The organism is Corynebacterium sp. MSK074 (assembly GCF_030229735.1).
In the GTDB taxonomy this organism is placed as follows: Bacteria; Actinomycetota; Actinomycetes; order Mycobacteriales; family Mycobacteriaceae; genus Corynebacterium.
The window spans coordinates 20205-37386 of the sequence record NZ_JASPIX010000001.1; the positions used below are offsets into that span (position 1 = coordinate 20205).

A 17182-nucleotide genomic window follows, 5' to 3' on the forward strand; every position below is an offset into this window, starting at 1 on the left:
AAGGTTTAGGTGTGAATAGGGGAATAGGCCCGGCCCAGATGGTGTTGTAGGTATGGGCTACCTTTTCCCACCTGAACTAACCGGGTAGGGTAGTGGCAACGAATCCAATACTTATTGAGGAGAAGTGATGACCGCTCCAGCTTCCGCAACCGGCGTCATTCTGACTGAAGCAGCAGCCGCAAAGGCAAAGGCGCTGCTTGATCAGGAAGGCCGCGACGATCTCTCTCTGCGCATTGCCGTCCAGCCTGGTGGCTGCGCTGGCCTGCGCTACCAGCTCTACTTTGATGACCGTACCTTGGACGGTGACAAGGTTGATCAGGTAGGCGGCGTAAACCTCGTTGTGGACAAGATGTCCGTTCCCTACCTGACCGGTGCCAAGATTGACTTCGCTGACACCATCGAGTCCCAGGGTTTCACCATTGATAACCCAAATGCCACCGGCTCTTGCGCTTGTGGCGATTCCTTCAACTAAATAGAAGGACAAAAAGAGGGTGGGTGCCACTGGCACCCACCCTCTTTTTGCGTGTGGAAGGCTCTTAGAGCTTGACAGGGTAGTCGCGCTGCTCGATCTGCGGATCGATGCGCTTTTCCACAAAGATGCCGTGCCAGATCATAAAGGACAGCACGGTCCACAAGCGGCGGGAGTGATCGGAAACGCCATCGCGGTGTTCCTTGAGCATCTCAAGAACTTCCTTCTTATTGAAGATGTCCTCGGTCTGGGATTCATTGATGGTGTCCTGGGCCCAGCCGTATAGCTCATCGCCGGCCAGCCAGTGGCGCATCGGCACTGGGAAGCCCAACTTCTTGCGGTGTAGAACATGCGCCGGGACGATCTGCTCCATGGCCTTGCGCAGGGCGTATTTGGTGGTGCCGTGCGAGATCTTCAGGTCATAAGGGATGGATTCGGCAACCTTGAAGACTTCCTTGTCCAAGAATGGCACGCGCAGCTCCAGCGAGTTGGCCATATTGATCTTATCGGCCTTGACCAGGATGTCACCGCGCATCCAAGTGAATAGATCCAAATGCTGCATGCGGGCAACCGGATCAAAGTCCTTGGACTGGGCGTAGATGGGGGCGGTAACCTCGCGGTGGTCCCATTCGCGCTTTGCCCACGGGATAACGCGCTGCATCTGGTCAAAGTTGAAGGAACGAGCGTTGCCGTAGTAGCGCTCTTCCATCGTCATCGAGCCGCGATTAAGCAGGGACTTGCCCTTCATGCCCTCCGGTAGAACCTGGGAGAGCTTGCCCAGTCCGCGACGAAGCGGCGACGGGATCTTCTCAAACGGCGCGAGGGATAGTGGTTCCTTGTAGATGGTGTAGCCACCAAAGAGCTCGTCCGCGCCCTCGCCGGAAAGAACTACCTTGACATGTTTGCGGGCTTCCTGCGCCACAAAGTACAGCGGAACCAGCGAGGGGTCAGCCACCGGATTGTCCAGGTACCACATGATCTTCGGGATGGACTCGGCATATTCTTCAGGAGAAACAATCTTGACGATGTGCTCCACGCCAATAGCCTCTGCGGACTCTGCCGCGACATCGACCTCAGAATAGCCCTCGCGCTCGAAGCCGGTGGTAAAGGTTAGTAGATCTGGGTTGTGGCGCTTGGCCAGAGTGGCAATAGCGGTGGAGTCAATGCCGCCGGATAGGAAGGAACCCACGGTGACGTCGGCACGCATGTGCTTAGCGACGGAATCTTCGAGCGCCTCTGCAATGCGGTTAAATAGCTGTTGCTCTTCGCCTTGCTTAACCTGCTGCACAGGGAAGCGAGGCTTGAAGTAGCGCTCGGCGACAACGTCTTCGCCTGGACGAAGGGTAACAGTGCAGCCGGATTCTACGCGGCGAATATTCGCGTGGAGGGATTCTGGTTCCGGGACGTACTGCAGGTCGACGTAGTGTTCAATGGCGCGTCGGTCAAGGTTGAGCTCTAGACCAATCTCGTCTGCCATTTCAAGGATGCACTTCATCTCCGAAGCGAAAACGGTGCCCGCCTCGGTAGTGGCGTAATACAGCGGCTTGATGCCAAATTGGTCGCGAGCGGCAAACATCGTCTTGGTGTGGGTGTCCCAGATGACGATGCCGAACATGCCGCGCAGATGGTTGACTACGTCCTTGCCCCAGTGGTGGTAGCCCACCACGATGGGCTCGCCATCGCCCTCGGTGTGGAAGGTGTAGCCGAGGCCTTTGAGCTCCTCGCGTAGCTCTACGTAGTTGTAGATTTCGCCGTTAAACGTCATGGCGTAGCGGTCGGGCTGGTCCTCCGGACCCCAGCGGAGAGGCTGGTGGGAATGCTCCAGGTCGATAATGGACAGACGATTGAAGCCGAACGCGGCATCGCCGTCATGCCACGTGCCGGCCGCATCTGGGCCGCGGTGGCGCATGCAGGGCAGGGAACGTTCCAGCGCGTCAACGTACTTATCTACGTTGCCTGTGGCGGCGAGCATGCCAAGAAGTCCGCACATGTAAAGATTGCTCCTTATATATAAGCGTCTATTGCTAGTCACCCACTTTACGGCTAGAGAGCGTGAAACCAGAACACGCCACGGCTTAAGGAAACCTGCCGACTACCTTGGAATTAGCTTCCCCGATAGGGGTGCGAACTTTCGGATGATGGTTCCACGGTGTTCCTGTGAATTGTCACACACGGAGTCTATGGCTACTGGGGGTGCGGTTGGAACATTGTGCAGGTGGGGCGGTAACCTACCAGAAAGGGAATATGAAATGAGCGCACTAGGTGCCCTTTTGTGCCTTTAAACAGGCTGGGAATCTGGCAATTATCCTCTATTCTGATTGGGTAAGAGTGCTCTGTGAGTATTCGAGAAGTTTTGTGTGGACAGAAAGGCAGAACACACGTGGGACAGCGTAATAAGCGCACCTTTGCCCGTAAGGCGGGCGTAGCTGGCGCACTTGCCCTGGGTGGACTCGCTCTGGCAGGTTGTGACGTTCAGGCGCCAACTGCTGTAGAGAACCTCCTGGGATTCGGTTGGCCGAAGGGCATTACCCCTGAGGCGGAGGCCATGTACAACTTCTGGATTTGGGTCTGGGTTGCCGCATGGATCGTTGGTTTTATTATGTGGGGCCTGTTCCTCACTGCAATCTTCCGCTGGAGCGCGAAGAAGGCAAAGAAGGACGGCAAGGGCGAGTTCCCGCGCCAGATTCAGTACAACGTTCCGCTGGAGATGGTTCTGACCATCGTCCCGATCCTTATCATCATGGGCCTGTTCTTCTTCACTGTTCAGACTCAGCAGAAGGTTACCGCCTTGGATAAGGATCCGAAGGTTGTCGTCGACGTCACCGCGTTCCAGTGGAACTGGAAGTTCGGTTATGCCGAGAACCATGTCAATGGTGAGAACTACGACGGTGCCGATAAGGAGCGTCAGGCTGAGGCAGAGAAGACCGCTCACGACCCTGAAGGTGTGGACAACCCGAACCCAATCCACGGCAAGTCCATGGGCGATCTTTCCTACCTGAACTACAATAAGATTGAGACCGTCGGTACCACCGAAGAGGTTCCGGTTCTGGTTCTTCCTTCCGATACCGCGATTGAATTCCGTCTCGCTTCGGGCGACGTGTCCCACGCATTCTGGGTACCGGAGTTCTTGTTCAAGCGTGACGTCTACGCACACCCTGAGGCAAACGCTCAGGAGCGTAGCTTCCAGGTAGAAAAGATTGAGAAGCAGGGCGCATTCGTTGGCCGTTGTGCTGAGATGTGCGGTACCTACCACTCGATGATGAACTTTGAAATCCGCGTTGTCTCTCCGGAGGACTTCAACACCTACCTGAAGTTCCGCGAGGACAACCCAGAAGCCACCAACGCGGAAGCTCTGGAAGAAATCGGCCAGGACCCATATGCGGTAACCACCCACCCGTTCTCCGGTGAGCGTGATACCGCTAAGGGCGACAACTACGTGAACACCGCGGCATAAGAGATAAGGACACAACACAATGCGTGCAACATCGAAAGTCTTTTACTCAATCGCGACGTACCTTCTTGTCTCGCTGATTGTCTACATCTTCGGCGTCACCTTCGTTAAGGATGACGGCTACCTCTACGGTGCCGAGTGGGTCGGCATCGTGGGAATGTTCCTCGCCTTCCTGCTGTGCATGATGCTAGGTGCCTACCTCCACTTCACTGATGACCGCAGTGACGTCCTGCCAGAAGATTGGGAAGAAGCGGAAACCGAAGATGCTGCCGGTATCTTGGGCTTCTTCTCCCCAAGCTCCATCTGGCCGCTGGCCATGGCCGGCGCAATCGGCATCCTTGGCTTGGGTGTCATCTTCCTTTACTTCTGGCTGATTGCCCTCGGCGCTGTTTGCCTCATCGCGGCCTGCACCGGCCTGTCCCTGCAGTACGGCCTGCCGAAGGAAAAGCACTAATTCCTCGATATAAAGGAATCCCTGCCTAAAACTTCTCCGCCCTCCTAGTCGTCATGGCTAGGAGGGCTTTGGCGATCCAGCGTCGTTCGCGCCGTCAGAAAGTTCCCGAAAGTTCCAAAAAGATTTACCGGTGGGGGAGGGGTAACTGACTATTCCGCATGTACGCGATAGCGTTTCTTCTGCATTCTGCCACGTAGGAGTAGATTTTTGCGGGGGTCGTTCGAAAGTTGTAAAGCTGGGCGTTTAGGGGGCTCGCGGAATGTGATTTATCTCTCCAGACAATGGGGTCTGGCACTCCGATAGGAATATCGATAAGTGGGGGCGTCGGGTGTCTGAGATACTTCGGAATTTCAGGGCGGGGCCCGACGTGTGGTGTCACCTGCGTCAATGGGGCGTCGTAAAGCAGGGCGAAAAGTTCCCGATTGGAAAAATAAAGTTTTTCACGTATTCGCGCTGAACGTTTACTGGATAAAGCATCAAAAACGAATAGAGATAACGGGGGGAATCGAGGTGACTTCAGCGCCCGGAACAGCCATAATAGCCACTGTGACGAGCGTAGTTTCTAACCAAGGTATGACAGCACCACGTGCTGCCTCACTGAACCGACCCAATATGGTCAGTGTGGGCACCATCGTGTTCCTGTCTCAGGAATTGATGTTCTTTGCCGGACTGTTCGCGATGTGGTTTACCTCGCGAGCAAACGGTCAGGAAGGCGATTGGGCGGAGCACACCGCTCATATCAACCTGCCCATGGGTTTCCTCATTACGGCAGTGCTGATTTCTTCTTCTGTGACCTCGCAGTTCGGTGTGTTTGCCGCAGAAAGGGGTGACGTTTACAAGCTTCGACTCTGGTACACCGTGACGCTAGTACTGGGCGTTGTGTTCCTGGGCATCATGGCGTTCGAGTGGACCGAGTTGATTCACGCAGGTGTGACTATCCAGGCCAGCGTCTTTGGCTCGGTGTTCTACATCATCACCGGCTTCCACGCTGCGCACGTGACCGCGGGTTTGATTTCTTTTGCAATCATTCTCGCGCGCGTTGCTAAGTCCAAGTTCACGCCGGCACAGGCGACCGCAGCAATGGCAGTGTCCTACTACTGGCACTTCGTTGACGTTGTGTGGATCGGCGTTTTCACCGTTATTTACTTGGTTCAGTAGCACTGGCCAAGATCCCCAAACAGTCCTCCCGTGTTCGAGTTATCTAAAGGAAAATGATGGATAACAATTCGCAGTCCGTGGCAGTGGAGCAGACCACTGCGGCGGCTAAGAAGACCCGCCGTCGCCGCAAGGCGAAGCGCACCCTTGCCGGTGGCTTCGCTTTGGCGATTGGCCTGTCCGGTGCGGGCGTCTTGGCTTCTGCCTTGACCCCGGACGCACAGGTCGCCACGGCGGAAAAAGATGACCAAGCCCTCGTCCAAGAGGGTAAGGACATCTATGACACCGCTTGTATCACCTGCCACGGTGCCAATCTGCAGGGCATCGAAGGTCGCGGTCCGTCCCTCGTTGGTGTCGGTGCTGGTTCCGTGTACTTCCAGGTGCACTCCGGCCGTATGCCGATGATGTCTAACGACGCACAGGCAGAGCGCAAGGCTCCCCGCTACACTGAGCAGCAGACTCTGGCGTTGGCTGCATATGTTGCAGCCAACGGCGGCGGCGCTGACATTGTCTACAACGATGACGGAAGCGTTGCCCAAGAATCGCTGCGTGGTGCTAACTATAACGGCGAAATCCAGGCAGAAGACATAGCGAAGGGCTCCGAGCTCTTCCGCATGAACTGCGCATCCTGCCACAACTTCACCGGCCAGGGCGGCGCACTATCTTCCGGTAAGTTCGCTCCGGAGCTGGCTCCGGCAAGTGAGCAGGAGATCTACCAGGCTATGCTGACCGGCCCGCAGAACATGCCTAAGTTCTCTGACCGCCAGCTGACCGCAGACGAGAAGAAGGACATTATTGCCTACCTCAAGTCTGCAAAGGAAACTCCTTCCCCAGCAGGTTGGGACCTTGGTGGTCTCGGCCCAGTAGCGGAAGGCCTGGCAATGTGGATCATCGGCATTAGCGCCCTGTGCGCTGCCGCTATGTGGATTGGATCGCGCTCATGAGCAATGTGAAGAAGAATTACACTAACGCTGAGCTCGACAAGATGAGCAACGATGAACTCGCTGCTCTTGGTACCGAGCTCGACGACGTCACCGTTGCGTTCCGCAAGGAGCGTTTCCCAGTCGAAGGCGACCCAGCAGAAAAGCGCGCTGGACGTAACGTTGCTATCTGGTTGTTCCTGTCCGTCATCGGCGGCCTTGGATTCCTTGGCGTTTACCTGTTCTGGCCGTGGCAGTACAAGCAGCTGGGGGAGGAGGGCCACATTTGGCACACTCTCTACACTCCGTTGCTAGGTATTACTGCAGCCCTCGCAATTTGTGGCTTGGGCATCGCCATCGTCCAGTACGTTAAGAAGATTCTCCCGGAGGAGATCTCCGTTCAGCGTCGTCACGATGGTCCTTCCGAAGAGGTTGACCGCCGTACCCTGACCGCCCTTCTGAACGATTCTTGGAAGACCTCGACTCTTGGTCGCCGCAAGACCGTTCAGGGTCTGCTGGGCGGCGCCGGCGTTCTGTTCGGTCTAACCGTGATTGCTCCGCTTGGTGGCGCAATCAAGAACCCTTGGAAGGTTCGCCACAATATGAACTATGCCGGCGACGGCACCCTGTGGACTTCCGGTTGGACCCTGCACAATGAAGGTGTCAAGCTTTACCTGGCCCGCGACACCGGTACTATTGCCGAGAAGCACTCTGGCGAAACCGGTGAGCACTACAGCACCAAGGGTGTTACCCGCTTGGTTCGTGTGCGCCCGGAGGATCTGGCGGCAGGCGGCATGGAGACCGTCTTCCCGCTGGCAGAAGAAGACGTTAACGATGGCGACAAGTACGATGCCGAGCGCGATGTCTACGAGCACCACATGCACTCGATTCACGGCAACCGCAATGCGGTCATGCTGATTCGCCTGCGTCACAACGACGCTCAGAAGGCAATCGAGCGCGAAGGTCAGGAAGACTTCCACCACGGCGATTACTACGCCTACTCCAAGATCTGTACCCACATCGGTTGCCCGACCTCTCTGTATGAGGCGCAGACCAACCGAATCCTGTGCCCGTGCCACCAGTCGCAGTTCGACGCTTTGCAGTACGGTAAGCCGGTCTTCGGCCCGGCTGCCCGCGCACTGCCACAGCTGCCTATCACGGTGGATGACGAGGGCTACCTCGTTGCACAGGGCAACTTCATTGAGCCTGTCGGCCCGGCATTCTGGGAGCGTAAGTCATAATGAGCAATAAACTCGCCCAAATGGGCAACAACATGGATGAGCGCTATAGCGCCGCCGGCGTGTTGAGGACTCAGCTGAACAAGGTCTTTCCGACCCACTGGTCCTTCATGCTTGGTGAGATGGCGCTATACAGCTTCATCATTCTTGTACTGACCGGTATCTACCTGGCGCTGTTCTTCGACCCGTCCATCACCAAGGTCATTTACGACGGCACCTATGCACCGCTTAATGGTGTAGAAATGTCCCGCGCATACGCCACCGCGCTGGATATCTCTTTTGAAGTTCGTGGTGGCTTGTTCGTGCGCCAGATGCACCACTGGGCAGCTCTGCTGTTCATGATGTCCATGGTTGCGCACATGCTGCGTATCTTCTTCACTGGCGCGTTCCGTCGTCCGCGTGAAGCAAACTGGATTATCGGTTGCGCACTTATCCTGCTGGGCATGATCGAGGGCTTCCTTGGTTACTCCCTGCCGGATGACCTGCTTTCCGGTGTTGGTCTGCGAATCATGTCCGCCATCATCCTGGGTCTGCCGATTATCGGCACCTGGCTGCACTGGGCAATCTTTAGCGGTGACTTCCCGTCCGACCTGATGCTGGATCGTTTCTACATCCTGCACGTTCTGGTTATTCCGGGCATCATCCTTGGCCTGATTGCAGCCCACCTGATTATGGTTTGGTTCCAGAAGCACACCCAGTTCCCTGGACCGGGCCGTGCGGAGAACAACGTCGTTGGCGTCCGCATTATGCCGGTCTTCGCCACCAAGGCTATTGGTATGGGCATGATGGTTGCTGGCGTACTGGCGCTGATGTCTGGTCTGCTGACCATCAACGCCATCTGGACACTTGGACCTTATAACCCATCCCAGGTTTCCGCTGGTTCTCAGCCGGATATTTACATGCTGTGGACTGATGGTGTTGCCCGTGTCATGCCGGCTTGGGAACTCTACATTGGCAACTACACCATTCCTTCCGCGTTCTGGGTAGCTCTGCTGTGTGGCCTCATGGTCGTCCTGCTAATGGCGTACCCGTTCTTGGAGAAGAAGTTCACCGGTGACGATGCACACCACAACCTGCTGCAGCGTCCGCGCGATGTTCCTACCCGCTCCGCTATCGGCGCTGCTGCCATCGTGTTCTTCCTGCTGGTCACCCTGTCCGGTGGTAACGACCACGTGGCACACTTCTTCCAGATTTCGCTGAACGCTATGACCTGGGTTGGTCGTATTGGCCTCATCGTGCTTCCTCCGATTGCGTACTTCATGACCTACCGCATTTGCGTTGGTTTGCAGCGCTCTGACCGGGAGGTTCTCGAGCACGGTATTGAAACCGGCGTTATCAAGCAGATGCCGAATGGTGCCTTCATCGAGGTTCACCAGCCGCTCGGCCCGGTTGATGCCGAAGGCCACCCGGTTCCGCTCGAGTATGCAGGCGCTCAGGTGCCGAAGCAGCTGAACCACCTCGGACTCGCTGACTCCGAGACCCAGGGCACCTTCAGCCCTGATGATTCGGCCCTCATGCACCGAGTGCACGAAATCCACTCGGATAACCACGACGAGGAAGCGGAGATGTTCCGCCGCCTCAACGAGGCTAACCGCCGTGAGGACGAGGAAAACGGCCGCATTTAGCCGCTTTTCCTGAGGATTACTCGAAACGCGCTCACAGAACCGCCCTTGCTCCTGCTGAAGGAGCAAGGGCGGTTTGCGTATGTACAGATAGATTCCGACCCCAGTCCTCATCCTTCTGGCTGCTACAGGAGTTGTTGAAGGGGAGCTGTTGCGTGCCTGTGAGTATTTATGAATCTAGAAGCATCTGAAGAACTGCTGAAGCTTGTTGTGCAGCCGGTTTAGTACATGTTCTGGTGCGCGGATTGTCGATAGTTTGCGGTTTTGTCGTGCTTTACAGTTTCAGGAGCCTAGTGCGTGGGCTCAGGTGGGTGTGAATGCCGAAAGGCTTTATTGTCTAGAGGTACGCTGCGCTCGTCGTTTGAGTGCCTTTGGGGCTTCAAGAAACGGTTTGGCTAAAACGACCGCAAGGAAAGGTGGCAAAGCGGGGCGCCGTCGTGATGAAAGCGAGGCTCTAGACGTGCGTTAAAGGAGTGACATCGTGGGGGAGGAGGGACTGTCAAAATTGCGTAGTGTTGAAAGTCACAAATTAGAAAAGTCTTAATTGTTAAGCTAACTCTTAGCGAGGACACTTCTTGGTCGGATGTCCAGCATCCGCTGTCATTTGTGCAGCTTATGGTCTCGAGGCGGTGGATTCTGGCGGGTGCTAACATCCATATGGAGGTTAAATCTCGGCAAGGTCAACGGAAGGTAACGAAGCGATAACAAACGTTATTTTGGTGTCGCGAATGGACATTGCTTGTGATGATTTCGTAACCTATTCGAGACATTGAGTTACCGCCCGAAAAGGTGCTCAATCTAAACAGAAGAATTACAGCGCCGCATCTGGCCCTTCCTACTGAGGGGCCGAGTGGAGGAAATCCTAAAGGAACGGATTCCCAACGAACGCTAGTCCCCCAGGGTCAGAGCTTCCTTTATTAGGGAAGTAGGCGCGCAGGAAGATTTGGAGTTTTACTCATGGCACAGCACCGTCGTCAGGGCATTAAGAACACCCGTCGCATCGCATCTACTGCAGCACTGGCTGCAACCGCAGCAGTCGTCGCACCGGGCGTCGCACAGGCAGCAGAGGTCGTCGTACCTAATACCGACTACCGCTTTGAGGTAGCAGGCCTGGAAAACGTCCCGAACATTGACCAGGTTCCGAACATTGACCGCTACGTTCCGTCCCTGGGTCAGGTTTCTAACCAGCAGAACACCAACTACGCAGCAGCTGGCCACAAGCAAGCCGCCCCGGCACAGCAGACCGTTGGCCAGAAGGCACTGGCAGCAGCCCGCTCCGTCATCGGTTCTCCGTACGTATACGGCGCCGCTGGCCCGAACGCTTTCGACTGCTCCGGTCTGACCAGCTGGGCATACGCTCAGGCTGGCAAGGAGATCCCGCGTACCTCTCAGGCACAGGCTGCCGCCGGTACCCCGGTATCCCTGGATCAGCTGCAGCCGGGTGACATCATCGCTTACTACGGTGGCGCTTCCCACGTTGGTATCTACACCGGCCACGGCACCATCATCGACGCCCTTAACTCCGGCGTGCCGGTTCAGGAGCGCGACCTGAACTACATGCCGATTCACTCCGCAGTTCGCTTCTAAGAAGCGGCGGATCTTGCCCTCCCCTTCGCGGGGAGGGCTTTGTCGTGCATCAGGGGGTAAAACCCGCTATAGTTAGTACGATTTTTAAAATTTCTTAGTCTAGGGGTCCTTACGTGTCTAAACGAGTACTTCCTGCAGCTGCACTTGCAGCGGCTCTTGCTGTTACGTCGGTTTCTGGGATTTCGCAGGTTGTTGCGCAGGAGGCCGCTCCACAACAGGAGAGTGCCACCGAAAATGTAGACGCCTTGGTGGAGCGCGTAGGAGAAGTTGCGCGCAAAGTTTCTGCCAAGAACGAAGAAGTAAAAGAGCTCGAGGTCAAGCTTGAGGAGAAGCAGGCTGAGGTTGCTGAATCCGAGCAGGCCGCCGCTGAGGCACAAACGCGGGCGGACGATGCGAAGGGGGATGTTTCCACCCAGCAGGACCGTGTCAATGGCATCGCACAGTCGCGCTACCGCGGTGATTCCCGTTCGGCAGTGTCTGGAGCTTTGGCTGCAGAAGATCCCTCCGATGCCGTAGAGCGCATGGGCTACCTCGGCGCGCTTTCCCGCAAGGCCCAGCGCACTCTTGATGCAAAGGCTAATGCCGCTTCCATGGCGGAAGAGCAAAAGCATAAGGCTGCCGATGCCGCCGCGAAGGTGCGCGAGGAAAAGAAGGCGCTGGAAGAGCAGCGCGAGGAGCTTCTCAAGGAAAAGGAGGAGTTGGAAAAGCAGCAAAAGGACATCGAGAAGCAGGTGGACGCTCTCGATGAGCAGCAGCGCGAGGCCTGGGAAGGCCAATTCGGCGGATCTGATAAGCCGGATATGGATCTGGGGGAGGTAGCTGATGGTGCTGTCTCGGCTGCCTTGTCGAAGCTGGGCGCCCCATATGGCTGGGGTGCGGCTGGACCCGACCAGTTCGACTGCTCTGGATTGATGTTCTGGGCGTATCAGCAGATTGGTAAGTCCATTCCGCGTACGTCGCAGGCTCAGATTGCAGGTGGCACATCGGTACCGTTGGAAGACCTACAGCCGGGCGATATCGTGGGTTATTACCCTGGCGTAACTCACGTCGGCATGTATATCGGTAATGGTCAGGTAGTCCATGCCTCTACCTATGGCGTGCCCGTTCAGGTGGTGCCGTTGAAATCTATGCCGATTACCGGAACGGCGCGGTACTAAGTGGCCCGCGTTCTGCTGGTAACTAATGACTTTCCGCCCAAGATTGGCGGGATTCAGTCTTACCTGCGCGATTTCGTAGCAACCTTAGATCCGCGCGATGTCGTAGTCTTTGCCTCAACCCAGGAATCACCGGCGGAATTCGATGCCGCGGTGGACTACAAGGTCATCCGCTGGCCTCGCCGTGTGATGTTGCCGACGCTTGCCACGGTTCGTCGGATGCAGGAGATCATCCGCACAGAAAATATTGACATCGTCTGGTTTGGTGCAGCCGCGCCCCTTGCTTTGATGGGCAAGGCTGCAAAAGAGGCGGGGGCGACCCGTGTAGTAGCTACGACGCACGGGCACGAAGTGGGGTGGTCAATGGTGCCCGTTGCTCGGCAGTGCCTGCGCCGCATTGGTGACTATGCTGATGTGATTACCTATATCTCCGACTACACCCTGCGTCGGTTGCGTCGACCATTTGGACCGAACCCGTGCTGGGAGCACCTGCCTTCCGGAGTGAGTGTGGAGGGCCTTTCTCCAGCCACGCCGGAGCAACGTGCAGCGGCAAAGGCAGAGTTCGGAGTCAGCGGGCCGACCATCGTCTGCATTTCGCGGTTCGTTCCACGCAAGGGGCAGGATCAGCTTCTACGCGCTATGCCTCTCGTGTGTGAAGAATTTCCGGATGCACAGCTCCTACTTATTGGGCGCGGACGCTACCGCGCGGCTTTAGAACAATTGGCGGAAATCTACTGTCCAGACTCAGTGATTCAGGAAGCGGAAAGCATTGAGACTGCTTTGCACGCAGCGGATGTTTTTGCCATGCCGGCACGCACCCGTGGCGGAGGGCTAGACGTCGAGGGCTTGGGCATCGTCTATTTGGAGGCGCAGGCGTGCGGCTTGCCAGTTGTTGCCGGAGACTCCGGTGGTGCACCAGAGACGGTGACAGGGGAGACGGGGGTCGTCGTCAAGGGCGGATCTGTGCCGGAACTAGCTGGAGCGTTGAAAGCTCTCTTGGCCGACCCGCAGCGTAGGCTTCACATGGGGCAGGCGGGGCGTCGCCATGTAGAAGAGAATTGGACGTGGCGGATAATGGGGCAGCGATTGCGGCAGCTGATGTCTTGATGTGACCCTAACCCGGTTGTCGGTATATTCTGTTATGCATGCTTAAGAAGAACTCCGCCGATCTGACTATCGGCTTCGACGTCGGTGGCACCAACGTGCGCGGCGGAGTGATCACTCGGGAGGGTGAGATCCTCGCGAGCCGCACGGTTCCCACTTCCATGGACGTCGAGCAGCTGGAAGCGGACATTGTGGGCATCGTCGATGAGCTGCGCGCCGACTATGAGGTGGACGCCGTCGGCCTCGCCTTGGCGGGATTTTTGGATCCTACGTGTGAGGTAGTGCGCTTCGCCCCGCACCTTCCCTGGCGGCACGCCAACGTCCGAGAATCGCTTTCGCAGAAGCTCGGTATGCACGTGCGTTTGGAGCATGATGCCAATTCCGCCGCGTGGGGTGAGTGGTGCTTTGGAGCTGGCCGCGGAGCAGAGGATTGGGTTTTCTTTGCGGTAGGAACAGGAATTGGCGCGACGTTGATGACGCATGACACCATCTACCGCGGTGCGTTTGGTACCGCCCCAGAATTTGGGCATATCGTGGTGGTCCCCAATGGTCGGCAGTGCTCCTGCGGCAAGCGCGGCTGCTTGGAACGTTATGCCTCCGGTACCGCGTTGCCGGATACCTGCGCTGATCTGCGTGGAAGCTATGAGACCTCGCTGCCGGCTGATCCCACAGGCAAGGAAATTACCCAGGCGGCGCGGCGCGGAGATCCACTTGCCGTCGCGGTGATGGAAGACTTCAGCCGGTGGCTGGGCCAGGGCCTATCCATTGTCGCTGATGTATTGGATCCGGAACTTATTGTGCTCGGAGGCGGCGTATCTCAAGATGCGGACCTGTATCTCGAGGGCGCTGCCCAAGCCATGGGACAGGATATTGTCGGGGCAGGGCACCGTCCCCTCGCACGTGTGGCCACCGCAGAATTAGGGTCCGCAGCGGGTATGATTGGCGTAGCCGATTTGGCCCGCAGCGGCCGTTAAAACTAACAAAGGACGACCTGGCGATGAAAAACAAGTGGTACTGGGCTTTTAAGCACATCTTTTTCGGACCTGCCCTGCGAGTATGGAATCGCCCGTGGAGTGAGGGCATCGAGAAAATCCCCGCTGAAGGCCCTGCGATTTTGGTGTCGAATCACCAGGCTGTCATGGATTCCTTCTTCTTTCCTTTGGTATGCCCACGTCAGATCACTTTCCCGGCTAAGTCGGAGTACTTCACCACTCCTGGCCTTGTTGGCAGCCTGCAAAAGTGGTTCTTTACCTCGGTAGGGCAAGTCCCTATCGAGCGCGATAGCGAGGACGCTGGCGACGCCATTGTGGAAACCGCAGAAGGTATTTTGTCCCGCGGCGATCTCTTCGGTATCTATCCGGAAGGAACTCGTTCCCCAGACGGCCGTGTGTACAAGGGTCGCACCGGTATGGGGCGCATCGCGATGGAGACTAATCAGCCAGTATTTCCCATCGCGATGATCAATTCGCGCAAGGCGAATCCCATTGGCTCGTGGATTCCCCGTCCCTTCAAGGTTGGCGTGCGGGTAGGAGACCCCATCTGGCCGCATGAGTGGGCCAAGGAGCGCGGGATGAATCCGGCCGAGCACGAGACTGTCCGCGCCTTCACGGATTTTGTGATGCGCAATTTGGCCGAGCTGAGCGATAAGCCTTATGTTGATGTGTACGCCTCCGATGTGAAGGCTTCGCTCAAGGCCGGCCATGGTTACCCCGCCGGCGCTGAATACAAGGGGAGGTAATCACTATTCCCAAGGCCCGCTTAGCTTGGCCAGATACCGCTAAAGGCGTATCCATTATCGGCGTTGTGCTCTTGCACGTCACGCTGGTGGTTCCGGAAGGTGAGCTAACGTGGTTGGCTGACCTAAACGTGTGGCTGGACCCGCTCCGCCTGCCCTTGTTTTTCCTCGTATCCGGCTATTTCTCTACCAAGATCTTCCGCTATTCATTCAGCGAGCTCTTTACCCGCCGCCTGTGGTTTTTCCTCGTGCCCTATACGGTGTGGATGACCGTTGAGCTGTGGACTAAGCGCATCGAGTACCACTGGGTATTTGGTGATCCCTATCTTCAGCTTACGGATCTGCTCTATAACCTGCTGTTGGGTCATACCATGGCGTGGTTCATTCACGCGCTCATCTTTTTCAACATATTTTTGTGGGCCGTACGCAAGTTGCCCGCGTGGGCAGGCATTGGCCTGAGCTTTGCGCCGCTGCTGTTTATAGCGTGGCAGCATCATTACTACTTTATTGGCAAGGCAATCATGTTCTTGCCCATCTTCGTCGGTGCGGCTTATCTCCGCGGGCCTATTACGCGGTTTGCCGACGCCGCCGAAGCACCCTTTAAAGGCACCTTCCGCAAGGGCTCTCTGTGGGCATATGGTGCGGCAATCATCAGCTACATCGCGGGACTTACCATTCGGCAAACCTGGAATGCCGTCGAAGGCGAGGTAGCGGTGCAGTGGCCACTTCCAGGCGGGGACATTCTTGGCCGAGGCGATCTAGACCTGTTGATCCGCTTTGCGGAGCAGACGCTTGAAACCCCAGCGGGCATCGTTGGTGCTGTACTTATTAGCCATGTTCCGGCTCTGTCCACTTTTGTAAAGTTCGTGGGCCGGCATACCCTGCCCATTTACTTGGCCCACCCAATCGGCATGACGCTGGGGTACGGCTTCTTCATGGCCCACCGCGACTATGTGGTGAGCCTTGCTGGCCAGTGGCCGATGGAAAATACCTGGTTCTGGATCGGAATGTGCTTCTTCTACTCCGCTGCGGCATCGGTAGCGCTCTGGGCCCTGGGAAAGGTTCCTATCCTTGGCTGGACGCTGGTTCCGCCGCGGATTGATAAGCGCCGGCCCGTCGTAGAGCCAATGGTAGTGAGCAAAGAACCAGCAGAGCGGTAACGATGGCGTAGTCATTGCCCACGATGTGCTGCCACCATGCCCAGTCCAGCTCTTGGTCATTGGCATGGGGGACAAGCCAATGACCGCGGGCCAAAAGCGCCAGCCATGTCAGCGCAGCGAGTGCCCAGTGGTGCTGCGCCACTAGCAGCACGCCTGCCAATACCAGCCAGGTGAAGTGATGCGACCATGACACTGGCGAGCACAGGAGCGATACTGAAGCGGCCAGCAGCATGAGTACCGCCTGGTTCTCGTGGGAGAGGCGCTCCATGGCAAACCATACGATGGCAACGACGAGGACAACGGTTACGAGCCACAGTTTTTCAGCGTGTTCAGGTGCTAAGCGGCTAAAGAATCCACGCAGAGATTGGTTGGAGCTATAGGCAAGTCCACCGATGCGGTTGGAATCGCGCAGGGTTTCGCTCCAGTACTGGATGGAGCTATGTGGATTGCAGGCGAAGGCGATGAGCCCAGCTGCCAAAAAGGAACCGAGAGCGGCGAAAAATGCGCGCCATTCGCGGCGGACGAAAAATACGGCAAGGAATACTGCAGGGGTGAGCTTGATTGCCATTGCGATACCGGTGAGCACGCCCCTGCCGCGTCCGGGGCGCAGCCAGAGAATATCCGCTACTACAAGTGCGGTGAGCAGGATGTTGACCTGCCCGAAGCTAAAGGTCTCCGTCACCGGCTCCGTAAGCATCGCCGCTAGAAGCGCCCAGCCTGCCCAGCCAGGGCAATCAACGGCGCGCAGAACCAAGGCTATGCAGCCCCACAGTGCCAGAAAGGAGGCGATAGAAACCAGGATGCTTGCAGCAGTGAGGGGAATCCAGCTCAGCGGGGCAAAGAGCAGCGCCGCAAAGGGCGGATAGGTGAAGGGAAGAGAGACATCACGATTGCTGCCAACGAGGTAGTCCTTGGCATAGAGGTCGCTGCCAAAGCCGGCCCCGCCTTCGCGGTAAACGTCTAGGTCAATGTGGTAATACGCGGAAAAATGGCCGGAGAAAAGCTCCGGGATATCAATGAGCCACCAGAGGGCCACGAGGGCGGAGAGGCACAAGGGCAAAGCAGTAAACCACAAAGATTTCTTCACGCCAGAAGTGTACAACCGTCTCTTTAAGGGGCCAATTTATCGCCGC

The 17182-nt window shown here is 56.9% G+C and carries 15 protein-coding genes; 13 read left to right on the forward strand and 2 right to left on the reverse strand.

Features of this window, described 5'->3' with window-relative positions; all coding sequences use genetic code 11:
* The first annotated feature begins 127 nt into the window (after positions 1 to 127).
* Positions 128 to 472: a HesB/IscA family protein gene (locus QP965_RS00085; RefSeq protein ID WP_005324455.1), complete on the forward strand. Its 345-nt coding sequence runs from the start codon at positions 128 to 130 to the stop codon at positions 470 to 472.
* 64 nt (positions 473 to 536) lie between these two features.
* Here the strand turns inward: QP965_RS00085 and asnB are convergent, their stop codons facing one another.
* A complete protein-coding gene (gene asnB / locus QP965_RS00090; protein ID WP_284843753.1) occupies positions 537 to 2459 on the reverse strand; it encodes an asparagine synthase (glutamine-hydrolyzing) in 1923 nt (640 codons plus the stop codon).
* 390 nt (positions 2460 to 2849) lie between these two features.
* Between asnB and ctaC the strand changes: the two genes are divergently transcribed.
* The 12 genes from ctaC (at position 2850) to QP965_RS00150 (ending at position 16049) form a co-directional block, all read left to right on the forward strand.
* Positions 2850 to 3923: an aa3-type cytochrome oxidase subunit II gene (ctaC, locus tag QP965_RS00095; RefSeq protein WP_005324460.1), complete on the forward strand. Its 1074-nt coding sequence runs from the start codon at positions 2850 to 2852 to the stop codon at positions 3921 to 3923.
* A gap of 19 nt (positions 3924 to 3942) precedes the next feature.
* A complete protein-coding gene (gene ctaF / locus QP965_RS00100) occupies positions 3943 to 4374 on the forward strand; it encodes an aa3-type cytochrome oxidase subunit IV (RefSeq protein ID WP_049377673.1) in 432 nt (143 codons plus the stop codon).
* Between the two features lie 546 nt (positions 4375 to 4920).
* Positions 4921 to 5532 (forward strand): aa3-type cytochrome oxidase subunit III, encoded by a 612-nt coding sequence (gene ctaE, locus QP965_RS00105; protein WP_431831072.1) that lies wholly within the window; start codon positions 4921 to 4923, stop codon positions 5530 to 5532.
* Positions 5533 to 5585: 53 nt separating this feature from the next.
* Positions 5586 to 6473: a cytochrome bc1 complex diheme cytochrome c subunit gene (qcrC, locus tag QP965_RS00110; protein ID WP_225746703.1), complete on the forward strand. Its 888-nt coding sequence runs from the start codon at positions 5586 to 5588 to the stop codon at positions 6471 to 6473.
* A complete protein-coding gene (gene qcrA / locus QP965_RS00115; RefSeq protein WP_198491715.1) occupies positions 6470 to 7690 on the forward strand; it encodes a cytochrome bc1 complex Rieske iron-sulfur subunit in 1221 nt (406 codons plus the stop codon). The genes qcrC and qcrA overlap by 4 nt, the downstream gene beginning before the upstream one ends.
* Entirely contained in the window at positions 7690 to 9312 is a 1623-nt protein-coding gene (qcrB, locus tag QP965_RS00120) for a cytochrome bc1 complex cytochrome b subunit (RefSeq protein WP_239228194.1), read from the forward strand. The genes qcrA and qcrB overlap by 1 nt, the downstream gene beginning before the upstream one ends.
* A gap of 954 nt (positions 9313 to 10266) precedes the next feature.
* Positions 10267 to 10896: a C40 family peptidase gene (locus tag QP965_RS00125; RefSeq protein WP_239278971.1), complete on the forward strand. Its 630-nt coding sequence runs from the start codon at positions 10267 to 10269 to the stop codon at positions 10894 to 10896.
* Between the two features lie 113 nt (positions 10897 to 11009).
* Positions 11010 to 12053 (forward strand): C40 family peptidase, encoded by a 1044-nt coding sequence (locus QP965_RS00130; RefSeq protein ID WP_225746705.1) that lies wholly within the window; start codon positions 11010 to 11012, stop codon positions 12051 to 12053.
* The gene (locus QP965_RS00135) at positions 12054 to 13157 is read left to right on the forward strand and encodes a glycosyltransferase family 4 protein (RefSeq protein WP_284843754.1); all 1104 of its coding nucleotides are present in this window, start codon (positions 12054 to 12056) and stop codon (positions 13155 to 13157) included.
* 38 nt (positions 13158 to 13195) lie between these two features.
* Positions 13196 to 14128 (forward strand): ROK family protein, encoded by a 933-nt coding sequence (locus QP965_RS00140; protein ID WP_225746707.1) that lies wholly within the window; start codon positions 13196 to 13198, stop codon positions 14126 to 14128.
* Positions 14129 to 14151: 23 nt separating this feature from the next.
* On the forward strand, positions 14152 to 14892 hold the full coding sequence (locus QP965_RS00145) for a lysophospholipid acyltransferase family protein (RefSeq protein WP_225746708.1): 741 nt from the start codon (positions 14152 to 14154) through the stop codon (positions 14890 to 14892).
* Positions 14893 to 14957: 65 nt separating this feature from the next.
* Positions 14958 to 16049, forward strand: coding sequence for an acyltransferase family protein (locus tag QP965_RS00150; RefSeq protein WP_284843755.1), 1092 nt, complete (start codon positions 14958 to 14960; stop codon positions 16047 to 16049).
* Here QP965_RS00150 and QP965_RS00155 read toward each other — a convergent pair.
* A complete protein-coding gene (locus tag QP965_RS00155) occupies positions 15955 to 17136 on the reverse strand; it encodes a glycosyltransferase 87 family protein (protein WP_284843756.1) in 1182 nt (393 codons plus the stop codon). The genes QP965_RS00150 and QP965_RS00155 overlap by 95 nt on opposite strands.
* Positions 17137 to 17182: the final 46 nt, after the last annotated feature.